The organism is Mucilaginibacter lutimaris (assembly GCF_042676625.1).
Classification (GTDB): Bacteria; Bacteroidota; Bacteroidia; order Sphingobacteriales; family Sphingobacteriaceae; genus Mucilaginibacter; species Mucilaginibacter lutimaris.
The window spans coordinates 771,293-787,987 of the sequence record NZ_JBHTIA010000003.1 but is presented as its reverse complement, the minus strand read 5'-3'; the positions used below and the strand labels follow the sequence as shown (position 1 = coordinate 787,987).

Annotated in this window: 17 protein-coding genes; 5 read left to right on the top strand and 12 right to left on the bottom strand. The window is 43.6% G+C overall.

What is annotated here, in order from left to right:
* Positions 1-73 precede the first annotated feature (73 nt).
* From ACFQZI_RS04355 to ACFQZI_RS04305, 11 genes are all read right to left on the bottom strand, one after another.
* The gene (locus ACFQZI_RS04355) at positions 74-604 is read right to left on the bottom strand and encodes an REP-associated tyrosine transposase (RefSeq protein WP_377138899.1); all 531 of its coding nucleotides are present in this window, start codon (positions 602-604) and stop codon (positions 74-76) included.
* Between the two features lie 162 nt (positions 605-766).
* Positions 767-2,101: a M16 family metallopeptidase gene (locus ACFQZI_RS04350; RefSeq protein WP_377138897.1), complete on the bottom strand. Its 1,335-nt coding sequence runs from the start codon at positions 2,099-2,101 to the stop codon at positions 767-769.
* Between the two features lie 18 nt (positions 2,102-2,119).
* Positions 2,120-3,499: a M16 family metallopeptidase gene (locus ACFQZI_RS04345; RefSeq protein ID WP_377138895.1), complete on the bottom strand. Its 1,380-nt coding sequence runs from the start codon at positions 3,497-3,499 to the stop codon at positions 2,120-2,122.
* A 74-nt stretch (positions 3,500-3,573) separates the two neighbouring features.
* Entirely contained in the window at positions 3,574-4,164 is a 591-nt protein-coding gene (locus ACFQZI_RS04340) for a DUF4230 domain-containing protein (RefSeq protein ID WP_377138892.1), read from the bottom strand.
* Positions 4,165-4,245: 81 nt separating this feature from the next.
* The gene (locus ACFQZI_RS04335; RefSeq protein ID WP_377138890.1) at positions 4,246-4,665 is read right to left on the bottom strand and encodes an OsmC family protein; all 420 of its coding nucleotides are present in this window, start codon (positions 4,663-4,665) and stop codon (positions 4,246-4,248) included.
* Between the two features lie 304 nt (positions 4,666-4,969).
* Positions 4,970-6,037, bottom strand: a complete 1,068-nt coding sequence (gene namA / locus ACFQZI_RS04330) for an NADPH dehydrogenase NamA (protein ID WP_377138888.1) — start codon at positions 6,035-6,037, stop codon at positions 4,970-4,972.
* 111 nt (positions 6,038-6,148) lie between these two features.
* The gene (locus ACFQZI_RS04325; protein WP_377138886.1) at positions 6,149-6,853 is read right to left on the bottom strand and encodes an SDR family NAD(P)-dependent oxidoreductase; all 705 of its coding nucleotides are present in this window, start codon (positions 6,851-6,853) and stop codon (positions 6,149-6,151) included.
* Positions 6,850-7,104, bottom strand: coding sequence for a PIN domain-containing protein (locus tag ACFQZI_RS04320; RefSeq protein ID WP_377141732.1), 255 nt, complete (start codon positions 7,102-7,104; stop codon positions 6,850-6,852). The genes ACFQZI_RS04325 and ACFQZI_RS04320 overlap by 4 nt, the downstream gene beginning before the upstream one ends.
* A gap of 103 nt (positions 7,105-7,207) precedes the next feature.
* A complete protein-coding gene (locus ACFQZI_RS04315; RefSeq protein WP_377138884.1) occupies positions 7,208-7,453 on the bottom strand; it encodes a hypothetical protein in 246 nt (81 codons plus the stop codon).
* Between the two features lie 22 nt (positions 7,454-7,475).
* Positions 7,476-9,254, bottom strand: a complete 1,779-nt coding sequence (locus ACFQZI_RS04310) for an aromatic amino acid hydroxylase (RefSeq protein WP_377138882.1) — start codon at positions 9,252-9,254, stop codon at positions 7,476-7,478.
* A gap of 130 nt (positions 9,255-9,384) precedes the next feature.
* Positions 9,385-10,341, bottom strand: a complete 957-nt coding sequence (locus ACFQZI_RS04305) for a lysylphosphatidylglycerol synthase transmembrane domain-containing protein (protein WP_377138880.1) — start codon at positions 10,339-10,341, stop codon at positions 9,385-9,387.
* Positions 10,342-10,539: 198 nt separating this feature from the next.
* On the opposite strand from ACFQZI_RS04305, the gene ACFQZI_RS04300 reads away from it, so the two are divergent.
* On the top strand, positions 10,540-11,409 hold the full coding sequence (locus ACFQZI_RS04300) for a carbon-nitrogen hydrolase (RefSeq protein ID WP_377138877.1): 870 nt from the start codon (positions 10,540-10,542) through the stop codon (positions 11,407-11,409).
* Positions 11,410-11,532: 123 nt separating this feature from the next.
* Positions 11,533-12,576, top strand: a complete 1,044-nt coding sequence (locus ACFQZI_RS04295; RefSeq protein WP_377138875.1) for an agmatine deiminase family protein — start codon at positions 11,533-11,535, stop codon at positions 12,574-12,576.
* Here the strand turns inward: ACFQZI_RS04295 and ACFQZI_RS04290 are convergent, their stop codons facing one another.
* The gene (locus ACFQZI_RS04290; RefSeq protein ID WP_377138872.1) at positions 12,577-13,728 is read right to left on the bottom strand and encodes a hypothetical protein; all 1,152 of its coding nucleotides are present in this window, start codon (positions 13,726-13,728) and stop codon (positions 12,577-12,579) included. It lies immediately after the preceding gene.
* Between the two features lie 170 nt (positions 13,729-13,898).
* On the opposite strand from ACFQZI_RS04290, the gene ACFQZI_RS04285 reads away from it, so the two are divergent.
* The 3 genes from ACFQZI_RS04285 to ACFQZI_RS04275 all read left to right on the top strand — a co-directional run bounded on the left by ACFQZI_RS04285 (position 13,899) and on the right by ACFQZI_RS04275 (position 16,583).
* Positions 13,899-14,732, top strand: coding sequence for a LiaF transmembrane domain-containing protein (locus ACFQZI_RS04285; protein WP_377138869.1), 834 nt, complete (start codon positions 13,899-13,901; stop codon positions 14,730-14,732).
* 73 nt (positions 14,733-14,805) lie between these two features.
* Complete coding sequence (locus ACFQZI_RS04280; protein WP_377138867.1) at positions 14,806-15,840, top strand: sensor histidine kinase; 1,035 nt, start codon at positions 14,806-14,808, stop codon at positions 15,838-15,840.
* Positions 15,837-16,583, top strand: a complete 747-nt coding sequence (locus tag ACFQZI_RS04275; protein WP_377138864.1) for a LytR/AlgR family response regulator transcription factor — start codon at positions 15,837-15,839, stop codon at positions 16,581-16,583. Before ACFQZI_RS04280 ends, ACFQZI_RS04275 begins: the two co-directional genes overlap by 4 nt.
* Positions 16,584-16,695: the final 112 nt, after the last annotated feature.

The window sequence follows — 16,695 nt, the reverse complement described above, 5'->3', positions numbered from 1 at the left end:
GCAAGCCTCCCCGCACTCGCTCGGCTCCAGCCGAGTGAGCAGAATTATAAGGCCTCCGGCCGCAACACCTTAATTAACTTTCATCAACAATAAACGGTGAATCAGGGTTAGCGCTGCTATAAACATAAGCGGTTTCATCATTAACAAGCATCGCCTTCACGGGGTTGTGATGTATATAATTAACTTTCTGATCAAATACCTCAGGAGTGTATAATTCAATTGGGAAACTTGTTTTTTGCCAAAATTGATATTCGCTGTTTTGGCCTGTGTTGTTGGCGAAAAATTTAAACAAGTAAAGCAGCCATTCTTTACGGCTTTCCTGAATGTTATTGCTGATCATTGCTATGATCCGTTTAGCAGTGTAGCTTTTAAGATCTCGAATCACATCAGGCAATTTTCCGCCATCGTGTGCCGCAACCAAATGGATATGATTACTCATTATACAGTAAGCGTAAACCTTTAAACCTTTATTTTTCCTGCAGTATTCTAAATTGCGAATAAATTCTTCACAATAATCTTTTCTGATAAATACATCAATCCAGCCTACAACCGGCAATGTCAGGAAAAAAGGGCGGTCGCTATTTGCTTTTCTTAACTCGGACATTTATCGAATATAATTATTGTTCGGTAAAAAAGTGAGATTGCGGCCGGAGGCCTTATAATAATCGTCACTCGCGAAGACGCGAGTGACTTCCGGATAAAAAAAGGGTCTGGAGCTTGCGCTCCAGACCCTTTTTCGATATGAACCATCAACTATAAACCCATATCAGTGGCTTACCGGGTTATCGGCTTTGTTAAGTGTACCGTTGGTAAACAATATCGGGTTAACTTTTTTAGGGTCGCCCTGGTACACCCAAATCATGTTACCAATATATTTACGGAACGCGTCGCTAACCTGCGTTGGCGTTAATTTTTTAACATCGTCTGCAAACGTTAAAGATCTCCTCCAGTTATTGTGCAGCACTTCGTTAGACACAATTGAACCGGCCTGGGCGGTGTTGGTTTCGTTCTTGTAGTAAAAACCTGTTAAATAGGTAACCTTCATATCGGCAACATCGGCAGCATTAAAACCTTCTCTTTTTATCCTGTCAACCAGTTTATCAAAAACGGCTATATATTTATTAGGCTCGGTGGTTGATACCGAAACTTTAGATACCGAGGTAGCGCCGCCGCTAAACCATGCCGATGGCGCATACGATAGGCCGTTGTTGGTACGGACATCTAAAAAGTGCTTGTCGTAAAAAATACGCATGGCTACCGCAAAGGCGTCAAAATCTGGCATACCCGGCGATGGGCCACTGCTTACACCTTCTACATAATTTGTAGCCAGGTCGCGCTTCTCGGCAGAGAAGGTGGTTTTATAAACCCTAAAGAATGATTTCTTAAGTTCAAACGGCGCTCCTTGCTTTATGGTGCTTAACAAGCCTTTTACCTTCGCTTCAATATCGGCGCGGTCAAGATCTGCTACCACAACTATTACCATACGCGATTTGGTTAGTATGGAGTGGTAGTAATTTTTAGTCTCTTCGGCCGTAAGCGGCGTTATGGTTTGGGCTGTTCCGCTTGGGTCTTTTGCATAATCGCGGCCATTAAAGGCAACCTTGTCTGCATATTTATCTATCGCATTGTCGGGATCAGAGTCCTCGGCCTTAATTTGGCTTAATTGGTCCTGCTTAATACGTGCAAACTCTTTTGTATCAAATTTAGGTATGGTTATAGCTTCTACATATAAAGGCCAGGCAGTTGGCAAATCGCTTTTAATACAATTGATCTTTATCACCGAATAGTTTTTTAACGCCACACCATAAACGGCAGCGCTAATTTTATCCAGCTGATTTTTAAATGCATTTTTATCGTGCTTCAGCGTGCCGCACTCATTTAGGGCGTTCATGGCCATGGCCTCAATACCGGCTTTATTTGCCGGGTAATTTTGCACTCCTCCTTTTATAACAGTTTGTATCTCTACAATATCGTTACCGCTTGGCTGTACAATAACCTTTACGCTGTCAACCATCATTTCATAAGCTTTTTGCTGCGCCGAGGCTGTATTTACAATAGAGCTTGCTGCAGTAATAAGCAACAGGTATATATATTTCTTCATTGTGATTAGTGTTAGAGATTATTTAGCTACAAAAAACGAAGCCGCGTTAACTGCCTTACTTGCCTCGGGCGTTAAAATTATACCCGATACTACCGGTTTACCTACAATGTAAGTATTAAGGTATTTAGCAATATCCGCACGGGTAATCTTTTGGTAATTATCGGTAAGGTCGGTAGCGTAATTAAACGATGTGCTGCACCATTGAAAGCTTAATTGCGATGGCAACGACGATGGTTTCTCCATTTCGCGGCTATGCTGGCGCAATAATATCGCTTTAGCATCGGCTAATTGTTCGTCGGTGTAATAATCTGCCTTTCCCCACTGGCTCAATTGGTTTTCTAATTCGGCATGGCACTCTTTTATTTTGGTCGGGTTAGGCACAACAAACAACGAGATCATTCCCGGATAACGGCCTGTGCTGTAACTCAAACCGGCTGACGATGCAAGCCCTTTATCAACAAGTGCCTGCTGTAGTTTTGAAGAGTTAAGGCCCAATATTGTTGAGTGAACATCAGCAGCTACGGTTGATGCCGAATCTGTCATGTAAGCGGGTCCCTGCCATGCGTACATCATAAACGGTGTTTGCGCTATAGACATCTCCTTTACAAACGCCACACTTTTTTCAACCGGTTTAAAGGCCGGGATAGGATATTTCACATGCGGGTCGAAACCACTGTTTGCCCAATCACCAAAAATGGCCTCCGCTTTTTTAAAGCCATCTTCGTGCTTAACATCACCGCAGATAATTAAAAGGCTATTGTTTGGGTAATAGTATTTGTCTTTGATGATCATCATCTTTTCAGGCGTGGCGGTATTAATTACCTCGTGGATTCCTATTGGCATTTTGCGGGTAATAAGGTCGCCCCAAAGGTTTTTGCTGATATCATAGTAGAGCTGAAAACCCGGGCTGCTCTCGTTACGCTGAAACTCACCATCAACAACCGGGCGCTCCTTTTTCATATCCTCTTCGCGGTAAATGGGGAAGCGTATGGAAGAATTGATAAGCTTAAGGCCACCATCAAGGCTATCCTTACCAACTGTAAAGTAATAGTTTACACGTTCGTTACCGGTGGTACCGTTCCAGATAGCGCCAAGTTCCTGCGTGCGTTTCAGGAATTTCTCCTGCGTAGGGTAATCTTTGTTGGCTTTAAAAAACATGTGCTCAAACAAATGCGAAAGGCCGCTATACTCGGGCCCCTCGGTGTAAGCTCCATTCTTTACCGCAATTTCAATGGTTGTTAACGGCACTTTGCTGTTCTCTATAACAACAACATCCAGTCCGTTTGGCAGTTTCTTGTAAAAATAGCCTTCGGGCAGCCGCGGCTGGGCAACCGCGCATATTGCAGACAGCATGCTCACGGCGGTAATTGTCAATAGTTTAGTGATTTTCAGGCTCATATAAATTACTTGATATTAGGTTAGATTATCATCCCCCTAATATATTACAAGTAATTTAAAAATAGTTGGGCGCTCTATTTAAATTTGATAAGTACCCTTTTGCCCGATACGTTTTCTAAAAAAGGCTTGAATATGAGGTTGGCGTTCTCTCTTGCTTTGCCCAAAACGTTCATCTCAGTAGCCGTGGTTAGCATCTTCTTTTCTGCCAGCTTGTAAACATCTTCCACCATCGCCTTCGCCTTATCAGGGAACCAAACACCCGATACATCATACACCTTCGACCTTTGGTGATCGAGTTTTACATAGCAGATCTCGGGCTGAGGTAACGTGATCACAACCGTATCGTTACCCTGACTAATGTCGCCGCGTTTTACTTTTGTAAGATCTATACAGGCAGTAACCTCTCCCACTGCTACAAATAACACGCGCGAATCGGGCAGTAACCGGTACAGCTCCTTTTTTTCAACTACATCTTTCATCGCATATTTTACAAGCTCCAGCTTACCCATACTTATTACCCGCGACACCATAGCATCTTCGGTGACCTCCGTACGGGTGGTATTAAACTCGTGTTTTATATAAAAGAACAGGAAGATCAACAACCCGGTTATTATAAGGGCGAATATTAGTGTAATCGATGTACGCGAGCGTTGGCTATATAACATAACGGCTATTTACCCATACCTACAAACAAAAATAGCGATGGTTTGCACCATCGCTATTAACAAGAATAATTGATACTTAAATTATGCGTAGGTAACGTTTAAAGTAATAGGCACGCTAAGCGCTTTAGATACAATGCAGCCGCTTTTTGCACCTTCGGCAACTTCTTTAAATTTGGCTTCGTCTACCCCATCAATAACAGATGCTTTCAGCTCCAGGTGAATGCCTTTAATTTCTAAAGCCTGCATATCCAGGTCAAGAATGGCATCGGTTGTAAGATCGCCCGGGGTAATGCCTTGCTGCGTTAATGCCGCGCCTACCGCCATAGTAAAACAACCCGCGTGTGCAGCGGCTATCAGTTCTTCAGGGTTGGTGCCAATACCATCAGCGAAGCGGGTTTTAAAAGAATATTGTGTTTTGTTAAGAATGGTGCTTTGTGTGGTTATTTCGCCTTTACCTTCTTGTAAAGTTCCATTCCAATGTGCATTTGCTGTACGTTTCATAGTTTTATGTTTTTTGGAGTTTTTGCTAAAGTAGCGATATGTTATGTTGAATAAAAGTTATACAGGTTAAGTAATTATAAATTGCAATAAAATGTTGTTTGAAGTCTTTTCAACATTATCGCAATTTACTTGATGCTGAAGATTTACTCACCCGACCATCGCTTCGCTTGGCCACCCTCTCTCCGCAGGCGGAAAGAGGGCTTCGTTTTTTCCACCCTATTTTCTTCACCCTCTTTGCAAAGCAGAGAGGGTCGACCAGCGAAGCGTAGTCGGGGTGAGTAGCTAACAAAGCGGGAGATCACTTCTACCACTTTGCCCGTTCATACTGCACCGGCCACTTAACTTCAATACCAAGCTCGTGTGCTGCCCGTAGCGGGAAATGCGGATCGCGTAAAAGCTCTCGGGCCATCACTACCATATCTGCCCGGCCGGTTTCAATTATCTCGTTTGCTTGTTTAGCTTCGGTTATTAAGCCTACAGCGCCGGTTAATATATTGGTGTTTTTCTTTATTGCTTCGGCAAACTCAACCTGGTAGCCGGGTTTAAGCGGTATTTGCGCCCCGGCAACGTTACCGCCGGTAGAGCTATCTACCAGGTCTACCCCCTTTTCGCTTAATACTTTTGCTAACGCGATAGAATCCTCAATGGTCCAGGCACCTTCAGTCCAGTCGGTTGTAGACAGGCGTACAAACAAGGGCAATTCGGCCGGCCAAACCTCTTGCACCGCATCTATAACCTCTAACAAAAACCTGCTTCGGTTCTCAAACGAGCCGCCATATTCGTCGGTACGCTTGTTGCTATGCGGCGACAAGAATTCGTTAATGAGGTAACCATGCGCCCCGTGTAGTTCAATCACTTTAAAGCCTGCCTGTAAAGCACGCGCGGCTGCAGCTTTAAAATCAGCAATAACTTTATCAATACCGGCTTTATCCAATTCAAGCGGCGCGGTCTCGCTGCGGCTAAAGGCAACAGCACTCGGTGCTACAGATTGCCAACCATTCTCTTCATTCGGCTGGATCTGTTTCCCTCCGTTCCAGGGCTGTTGATGGCTTGCCTTGCGCCCGGCATGTGCTAATTGCACACCTGCATAAGCGCCCTGCTCTTCAATAAAGGTTGTAATTTCTTTTAATTTCTTTATATGCTCGTCTTTCCAGATACCCAGATCGGCAAAGCTGATACGGCCTTCGGGCGATACTGCTGTAGCTTCGGTAATTATAAGTGCTGCACCGCCGGTTGCCATTGCGCCTAAGTGCACCAGGTGCCAGTTATTGGCAAAGCCATCTGTGCTGGAATACTGGCACATTGGCGATACCACAATACGGTTTTTGAATTCGATACTTTTTATTTTGAGCGGAGAGAATAAATGCGACATATGTTATTATTTGTGATACAAATATGAATAAGTAACATACATTGCGGTTCATGGTTTTGTCATGAAGTATAAAGGCGGCCTTTATTTACACGGTAATGATAAGATGGCACGTCACGGTGTAGAAACTGCCACCGGCAATATTTTCCCGTTAAAGAACCGATGGCCCGATATGGCGAAATCGGCTATATACTTACCCATCTCAAAAGCCATAACCGGCGACTCGTATCCCGGGAATGCCTGCTCAAGCATTTCGGTTTGCGCCGAACCCAGTGCAAGGCAGTTTACCTTTATACCCTGCTCAACTAATTCTTGCGCCAGGCATTCGGTAAGGGTGTGCAAGGCGGCCTTACTTGCCGAGTAAGCCGATAAGCCATTAAACTTGGCACTACCCTGAAAACCACCCATGCTGCCAATATTGAGGATGTGCGAGCCATTACCCATAAATTTTAACAGGCTTTGAATAATGCGCACATGCCCTATATAGTTGCTTTGCAGCATCTCTACAAAATCCATTTCCTGTAATTGTAAAAAGGGCTTATTGATGAGCACACCTGCGTTATTAACAAGTACATCTACCTTACCGTCAAAGTTAGCAGCTATAAACTGCTCTAAGCCGGCATAATCATCGTGCACAATATCAAAAGCAATTGCATATATCTCGCAATCGGGGTTAAGGCCTTTGGCTATCTCAAGCAAGCGGGTAAGCTTTTCCTGCGAACGTGCTAAAGCCATCACTTTGTGCTTGCCCGATAGTATCAATTCCAATACAGCCTCAAATCCTACGCCGCTGCTGGCGCCTGTTATAATGATGTTCATAGTTTAAATGGATCTATTAATTCCACTTTATTGCCCAGCGATTTAAAGTCGGCAATATTATTTGTTAGCAAAGGTAAGTTTTGAACCAGGGCCGTTGAATAAATTATTGCGTCGGGAAGTTTGATTTTATTTTTTTTGCGAACGGCAATTGTAGCTTGAATTATTTCTTCAGATAAATTAATTATCCTACATGAAGAACATATATCATGCATGTAGTTCTCTTCAATTTCAGTTTTAAAAGAATAACCCATAGCCTCGATATATGACACCACCGAAATCTGCGCTGATGAATTTGGCTGTATTAAGTCGGTAATTTTTAAAATGTTTTTTGATAGGAAGATTAAGATATTCTTATCAAAAATCACGATCCCATTCCTTTCTTATTTCGCGTTGCCATTCCGACGGATCTTTGATTTCTTCGAACAACTTTTTATCGCCAATTTCTTCCTGAATTTTTTTTATTCTTTCGTAAGTAGATTGCGGATCCTTAAGCTGTGTCGTGGTTTCCTCTTCAACTTCATGTACATAAGGTATCTCACTCAATATTTTTTTGAGTGATTCTGTACGGTCGTCATCTACTTTTACAATCAGCGTTGTCATACTCTAAATTACGGTTTATATCTCAAACTACCAACCTCTCCTCAACAGGGTGCTTAATAAGATACAGTCCATCGGTTATCAACTTTTTGTACTCAGGCTCATTTGCTGCTTTATTTTCAAGGAACCGGCGGATCTCGGCAGCGAGGGCCGGCTCGGCATCTTCATGATCTAATAGCTCCAGTATCTCAAGGGCGCAAAGCCAATCGTCATGATGGAATTTTTGAAGCATCATCCACACATTACCTAAAAAGCCAAGATCGCCCCCGGTATGGCGGCGGTTGCGCACCTGCTGATAGAGCTGATGCAGCTCTTTAGTTTTAGTATCATATTGTGGGTGATGGGTACCGGTAGCAGACTTGTACGCTATTTCCAGGAATGCGTCTTTATCTGCCGCTCCGCAAAATACCGAGGTGATTTTTTCACCAACTGCCATGTCGTAAACGCCCCACGAAGGATCAAATAATATATTGCCCATATTATCTTTAACCGTGCAATCGGTAAAGGTTATCAGTTGCAATTTATTGTTTTCAATATGGGTGCTTTTTACTTTCCCCTCAACCGTAATGTTGTTTTCAAATGTTAAAAAGGTATTACTCCCAATCGTAATACCCATATCCTGTAATTCGCGAGCGGTAACATCTTCAAGCGGTTTATTAACGCCTTTTAGCCTGCCCACCGGCGAACTGAATCCGTGTTTGTGGTAGCTTTTACTATGGCCCTTTAACTGTTTGTTATTAACGGCCAACGCTGTCTCACCAGTTGTTTTGATAAAGGTTGGTTCACCTTCTTTATCTGTCTTAAACTCCGTAAAGGTACCCGATACCTGTAAGCCCGAGCTATAAACGGCTGTACAGGTGTTTTTACTGTCGATAGCTTTTTGAAGCCCGTAAGCCCCGCCACGCCGAAACGCCATGGTATCTGCAAACTGCTCCAATACGTCAATCAGGTTTTGAAAAGTTGGTGTTACAAAAAGCTGTGGCTGGGTTTTGGTTATATCGTAACTGTAATTTACTGCATCAATACTATAGGGCAGTTTTTTCACATCATCCATCATGCAGCTGGCACTTTCGCCAATTGATGACAGCAGGCCTGCCCCGTAGATCTTGGGCTCCTGTAATGTGCCTATTAACCCATACTCTACCGTCCACCAGTGCAGGCGGCTAAGCAGGGCCATTTCAGATGGTTCGCCCATGTTATCCTGGTGCCAGGCAACCACTTCATCAGCTTTCTTTATCTCTTCGGGGTCGGCGTCAGGCATTTCTTTTAGTATGGATAACGCGCGGATAGCTTCGTAAAGTTCAAAATCCTGCGCGCTGAACATCGCCTTAGCCCCTATCGAACCAAAATAGCTCAGGTACTCGTGGTAATCCTTATCGGCAATAATGGGCGCATGCCCCGCCGACTCGTGTATAATATCCGGCGCTGGTGTATATTCTATATGTTTTAACTGGCGGATGTCGGCAGCAATAACCAGCACCCGGTAAGCCTGGTACTCCATAAAGGCCGCGGGCGGTATAAAGCCATCAACCGTTACAGCACCCCAACCAATTTTGGCCAGCGCGTTATTCATATCATGCAGATCAGGGATTTTCTCTATGGTTAACCCTGCTTTTTGCAGGCCGGGTATGTACGGATAGTAAGCAACATCTTTAAGATAGCTGTAATTCTGTCGCATTACGTAACGCCACACGGCATGGTCTACCGGAGTATAGTGGTCGTAGTGCTGGTCAACAATAAATTGTTTTAAATGGCGGGGCAACGCCGCGACCTGCGGGTTGTTAAAATCATTAAAATCGCTCATTTCCTAAATCAGGTTTGTTACAAGAGAAACGCTAAATTATAAAATAAGGTTTACGCAAATAAGAATTTCAACAAAAATATTACCCTTAATTATGATACAGAAAGGATATGCGAAATATAATTTTAAAAGACTAAATTTTTTCAGAATTATCTTCCGATTTAGGTAAGCCCTCCTCTAAACGACTCGGGCGAAGCACATAGTATATGCCTAACAACGCCACGGTGATAGAAATTAAATAGAAAGATATGGGCAGGAAAACTGCCAGGTCTACATCCATCGGGAAAACCCTGGTAAGCTGCTGAAAAACAGTTTCGCGGATGCCCGCCCCGCCTACGCTGATAGGGATGATGGTTGCCAGCGCCGAAATTAAAAACGATAACAGGTAAGGCGAAAACTTACCCGTAAAATTTTGCCCGAACAAAATAAACACAATAGCCGTAACCTGTAAACCTTGTACTGCAAGCGCTTTTAAATGTGCCTGCCAAAAATAGTGGGTGTAATCCCTAAAAAACTTATACGCTACAAAGTAATATATGGCCGTAGCCACCACAAAAATACTTAGCGGTATACCTATATGGATATCTATCTGAGGGATTAAAAATATAAGGGCTACGGTTATTAGGCCAATAGCCCATAGGCCGCTTAACCTATCGAACATAATGGCCCAAAAAACTTTTTTGGCGGGTAACTTATAGTTTTTATTCAGCAGGTAGATCTTGTAACCATCACCGCCAATACCACCCGGCAACAAAAAATTATAAAACAAGCCCAACAGGTATAACCTAAAATTAAAACGTGGATCGAGTTTTAATTTGATGGATTTAAAAAAGCTTGATAAGCGCCACGAAGACATGATCATAGACAGGAAGAAACAAATCAGCGCGGCAAACATCCACCAGTAATTGGCATTTATAAGCCTCATTTTAACCTGCTGCAAGGGCACTTTGCTAAAAACGTAGTACAACAATGCTGACGTAACCGCGAACTTAAGTACCAGCTTAGTAATGCTCCATAAACGTTGTTTTAAGGTTTTGGGGGCAACCAGTTCCTGTGCTTCGTCCTCTTCGGCTTGTGCTAAGTCTTTCATTGGGTGCAAAGGTAATGATTTAGAGATTAGTTGCCAGAGATTAGAGATTAGTTAACATCCCTTAACAGTAGTGTTACAAATTCACTTAATTATAGAGCAAAAGTTACAATAAGATGAGCGGCCACACGCTAACTAATCTCTAATCACTATTCTCTAATCACTAAAATAAAGTATTTTTGCGCCAAATTTCTATCAGATATGAGTAAGGTAAAAGTTGGTATAGTGCAGATGACCTGCACTGCAAACAAACAGGAGAACCTGGATAAAGCCATTGTTAAGGTACGCGAAGCTGCCGAAAAAGGCGCGCAGATCGTTTGCCTGCAAGAGCTTTTTACATCTCTGTATTTTTGCGATGTGGAGGATTACGATAACTTTAAGTTAGCCGAGCCCATCCCAGGCCCATCTACCGATGCTTTGCAAAAAGTAGCCGGCGAACTGGGCGTGGTGATTATTGCCTCATTGTTTGAGAAACGCGCGCAGGGCGTTTACCACAATACTACCGCCGTTTTAGATGCCGATGGCAGCTACCTGGGCAAATACCGCAAAATGCACATACCGGATGACCCCGGCTTTTATGAGAAATTTTATTTTACCCCCGGCGACCTGGGTTACAAGGTTTTTAAAACCAAATTTGCTACCATAGGCGTATTGATCTGCTGGGACCAATGGTACCCGGAAGCAGCCCGCATTACCGCATTAATGGGTGCCGAGATACTGTTTTACCCAACCGCTATAGGCTGGGCTACTACGCAGGACGAGGCTACCAACACCAAGCAATACAATGCATGGCAAACCATACAGCGAAGTCATGCAGTTGCAAATGGCGTACACGTGGTAAGCGTTAACCGTGTTGGCGAAGAAGCCGGCGTAAAATTCTGGGGAGGATCTTTCTTTGCCGATCCGTTTGGCGAGGTATTGCACCAGACAACGGTTGAGCAGGAAGAGGTAATTGTTAAAGAGCTTGACCTTGATCAGTCGGATTACTATCGCAGTCATTGGCCGTTTTTGAGGGATCGACGCATTGATTCATATCAGCCTATCACGAAACGCTTAATAGACGAGGACTAAATTAACAACCCCGTCATTGCGAGGAGGCTTTGCTGACGTGGCAATCCTAGACCTACAGAGCGGATCTGCAAATCGAGGATTGTCACGCTATCGCTCGCAATGACGTACTTTATATTTTGAACCATGAGCCAATCATCAAACCTACCTACAGGATTTCATTTTCCCGCTGAATGGGCTAAACAAGAGGCTATGTGGCTTAGCTGGCCGCATAAAGAGGCTTCATGGCCGGGTAAATTACCGTTGATATATCCAAAGTATTGTGAATTTATAAAAGTGGTTGCAGAAGGGCAGATCGTTCGCATCAACGTGGTTGATGAGCAGATGACGGCTTTTGCCAAACAACAACTACAACTGGTTGGTGCCGATCTGAGCAAGATAGAGTTTTTTGAATTTGGCACAAACGATGCCTGGTGCCGCGACCATGGCCCGGCATTTTTGGTGAATTATAAAACCAAACAAAAGGTGATTGTAGATTGGGATTACAACGCCTGGGGTGATAAATACCCCCCGTATGACCTTGATGATGTTATCCCAACTAAAATAGGCGCGCAGTTTAACCTGCCTGTTTACCACCCCGGTATTGTGATGGAGGGTGGCTCGGTTGATTTTAACGGCGAGGGCACTTTACTTACCACTACAGCCTGCCTGCTCAACAAAAACCGCAACCCGCATTTAAACCAGCAGCAAATAGAGGAATACCTGCAAAATTATTACGGCGTAGAGCAGATCCTTTGGTTGGGCGATGGTATAGTCGGCGACGATACCGACGGCCATATTGATGATATTACCCGCTTTGTAAACACCGATACCGTGGTTACCGTTGTGGAACACAACAAAAACGACGAAAACTACCACCTGCTACAGGAGAACCTGCAAACCCTTAAAACCATGCGCCTGCTAAACGGCAAGCAACTCAACATTGTAGAGCTGCCCATGCCCGAACCGGTGATCTACGAAGACCAACGCCTGCCCGCGTCATACGCCAATTTCTATATCGCTAATTCGACAGTGGTTGTGCCAACCTTTCGTTCGCACCATGATGATAAAGCGCTGGACATCATCCAAACCTGCTTCCCCGACAGAAAGGTCGTAGGCATCGATTCAACAGATATTATCTGGGGATTGGGCAGCTTCCATTGCTTAAGCCAGCAGGAACCGGCGGTGTAGTTATTGTGTTATGTAATACCAGGGGATGTGTAACTTCCCCTCTTTCAAAGTCACATTCACTTTTGAACCTACAGATACCTGGTCATAAAAGTCAGATGAAACTGTAATATCATCTGGTGTTTGATGATATTGCCATCCTGTAATTACAATATGATAAGTTGTGCTTTTACCTCTTTTTACATATTGATCACTAACAGTCGCGGAGAAAACTTGCGGTTTAGAACCGTCAAAATTCCTATTAATCTGCTGAACAGCCCCAAAACTAAAAAACGCGGATATTAATATAACCGGCACTATTTGGCCTTTAATTGTTGGATTGGCTTGCTTAAATATTATTTGGCTTAATATACCTATCAGGATAATTAAACCCACAATTACCGGGGTCCATACCTTGCTAAAATCTAATATTTTGGTATCAATAAATGTTTGTAGTATTAATGCAATACAGGCGAAAAACAACCCCATAAAAACGGAAGGATATGCACTCCCCTTTTTAATATTTAATCTGATAAGGCCCTTACTAAATGCCATTACGGCTATCCCAATCAACGGATAAGCAAGAAGAAATATTGAAAACACAAGGTTACTTTGATGAAAAAATATAGATATCAGCATCAAAACGAATGAAATGCCAGAATAGACCAATGCTATTACTGACAATTTTTTCAATTTAACCTCCCGTTCCTCTTGTGTGAAACCTAGTTCGGTATCCTGTAGTATTACTGCTTTTTCTTGCTCATAATCCTCGTTATCTAAATCTCTTACATTCGTTGTTAACCATTCTTTCAGTTCATCACTTTTACCAATAGCGTCAAAATCGTTAATGGTTATTTTACCGCCATTTACAAGGTGAATGAACACAGCTTTACCGTTGCTCCTGATACCCCTAATATCGTTTATATAAGCTTGTTTTGTTCCGAAAGCACCTTTTACTATTACTTGTTCGTCTGATACAGTTACCCGCCTTTTTATTACATACAAAACAAGTAGTGAAGCCAGTGTTGAAAATACAAATGCCGTAACTATTGCACCACCAACCTGCCCTTTGGATAATGTGGAGAGTGCTATAAACACACCAAAAGCCGCGATTACTATTGCCCCTATCCCGTAAAAAAACTTATACCCCGTCGAAATTCTATACTCTTGTTGCATTGCGATAATTTAGATTTCCTAAAGTATCTAAATTTATAAAATACCCCAACCTAATTTTTTACCGACAATTTATCCCCCCTTACCGACTACTTTAATGTTATTGCCAATATTGGGTTTGCATATCTGGAATGTTAAGTTAGTTTTGGTTAACATTTAAATAGAACAATACCATGTCCAATCATATAGACAATAAAATCCGCACCCCACAAAACAAGGTTTTAGCCGGGGTTATACTTTTGGTAGTTGGCGGGATACTGCTTATAAAACAATTCGATTTTTTCTTTTTCCCAGATTGGTTGATCAGCTGGCCGCTTGGGCTTGTAGTTTTAGGCTTGTACCTTGGGGCAAAACATAACTTCCGTAAGCCGTTATGGATCATTTTGGTGCTTGTAGGTTTTTTCAATTTCCTTGATGATATTTTCCCGAGGGTTGATTGGGGAGATATCGCGTTTCCGGTTATACTTATTTCTTTTGGGATATGGATAATATTACGCAAACGTGCCGAACCTGCTATACCCAATGGTGATTATTGGGACAAAAAGTATAAAGCCAACCCATTTGGTGCTTCCACTGCCGAAAAGCCATTGGCCAACTTCGATACCGAGGCAACAGGCGGGCAGGAAACCGCCGAACAACCCATAGGCAGTATCCCGCCACCCACTCAGGACGATTACCTTAACGCCACTGCTATATTTGGCGGCGTTAACAAAACCATCCTCTCTAAAAACTTCCAGGGCGGCGAAATTACAAACGTATTTGGGGGTACCGAGCTTGATTTTACCCAGGCAGACATCCACGGGCGTGTTACTATTGATATTACCCAGATGTTTGGCGGCACCAAAATAATAGTACCTGCCAACTGGCATGTAGTGCCCGACCTGGCAGCCGTATTTGCCGGGGTAGACGATAAGCGTATTAAAACCGCTAAGCCCAACCTTGTCGAAAAGGTGCTGGTGTTAAAAGGCGTATCAATATTTGCCGGGGTAGATATCCGTAGCTATTAACAAAATTTAAAAACGTTTTACCCAAACCCTCTCCTAAGGAGAGGGTTTGGGTGAGGCTCCTAACTTAAAAGCTTTGGCTTCATCACACATATCGCAATCAAAGTTACTTGGCGCCTTCGCGGTTTGCGGCCTGGTATGGACAGCCCTGCAGGCATACATCATCCATGGCTTTGGCTTCCCGTGGATGACCGCGGTATCAGACGCGGGTATTAGCGCCCTGCTTTTGGCAGGTGCATGCTGGCTCATTAACAATAACCTGCGCTACTACCAGCCCGATAAAGAGAGCTACGTATATTTGTTAATATGGTGCGCGGCCCTGGCAGGTGCTTGTATTGCCGGTATCCGTTATATTATGCCGCTGTTTAATATGGGGCAGGTATATTTTAACTTCCTGCAACAATCGTTAATCATCCGCTTTTTCACCCTGTTCCTGGCTATTGGATGGATGGCCATGATCAGCGCGCTGTGGTATTCGCAGCTGGACCATAAAAAAACTGTTGAACGTAAAACAGAGGCCGAAAAGCTTGCCCGCGATGCCGAGCTGTACAACCTGCGCCAGCAGCTGCAACCGCACTTTTTATTTAACAGCCTAAACTCTATTAACGCGCTTATTGGCTTTAAGCCCGAGCTGGCCCGTAAGATGATCCACCAACTGTCGGACTTTTTGCGCGGCACTTTAAAAAAGGACGACCAGTTGTTGGTACCATTAACAGATGAGCTTGCGCATCTTAATTTATACCTCGAGATAGAGAAGGTACGCTTTGGGCACCGCCTGCAAACCGAAATTAGCTGCGACGATAAATGCGGCGAAAGCGTACTGCCATCATTATTGTTACAACCATTGGTAGAGAACGCCATTAAGTTTGGTTTATATGATACTACTGACGATGTGACCATAAGCGTACGTGCTGAAACTGAGGAACAATACCTCATTATCATGATCCAGAACCCTTACGACCCTAAAACCAGCAGGCGCAGCAAGGGCACCGGTTTTGGCCTTAGCGGGGTGCAGCGCAGGCTTTATTTGATATTTGCCCGCAACGATTTGATGGAAACTCACGCAAATGATAATATATTTACAACCATAATAAAAATACCGCAGTTATGATCAGCGCTTTAATTATTGACGACGAGCCCCTGGCCCGTATGGTTGTAAAAGAATATTTACTGGATTTCCCCCTCATAACCGTGTTACAGGAATGTGGCGATGGCTTTGAAGGCCTTAAAGCCATACAGCAGCACCAGCCCGACCTGATATTTTTAGACGTGCAGATGCCTAAAATAAACGGCTTTGAAATGCTGGAACTGGTTGATAACCCTCCCGCAGTAATCTTCGCGACAGCGTTTGACGAATATGCCATAAAAGCATTTGAGGCGCATGCAGTTGACTACCTTTTAAAGCCATTCAGCAAGGAACGGTTTACCAAAGCGATAGAAAAACTATTAGCCCAAGCTCCCGCCGGCCCTACTCCTGTTACTAAAACCAATCCGTTGTTGGAAGAGGCCGCGCAATCTCCCGCGCAAAACGAGCGCATTGTGGTTAAAACCGGCACTAAGGTAAAGATCATATCTGTACAGGATGTAGAGTACCTGCAAGCCGACGACGATTACGTAAGCGTAGTAACCGCCGAAGGCGCGTTCCTGAAAAACAAGACCATGGCGTTTTTCGAGAAAACGCTCGACCCACGTTATTTTGTACGAGTACACCGCTCATACATTATAGCTATACAACAAATTACGCGGTTAGACCCCTATGAGAAAGACAGCCACCTGGCTATCCTGAAATCGGGCGCTAAAATCCCGGTAAGTAAAACAGGGTATGTAAAGTTAAAGCAGGTATTAGGGATATAGATTTCATACTCCCCGTTTGTCATCCTGACCGATAACGAAGTATCTATTATTGAGATTTGTGTTCGAAGACGCATGTCGGCGATCAGATGCTTCACTACGTTTAGCATGATAA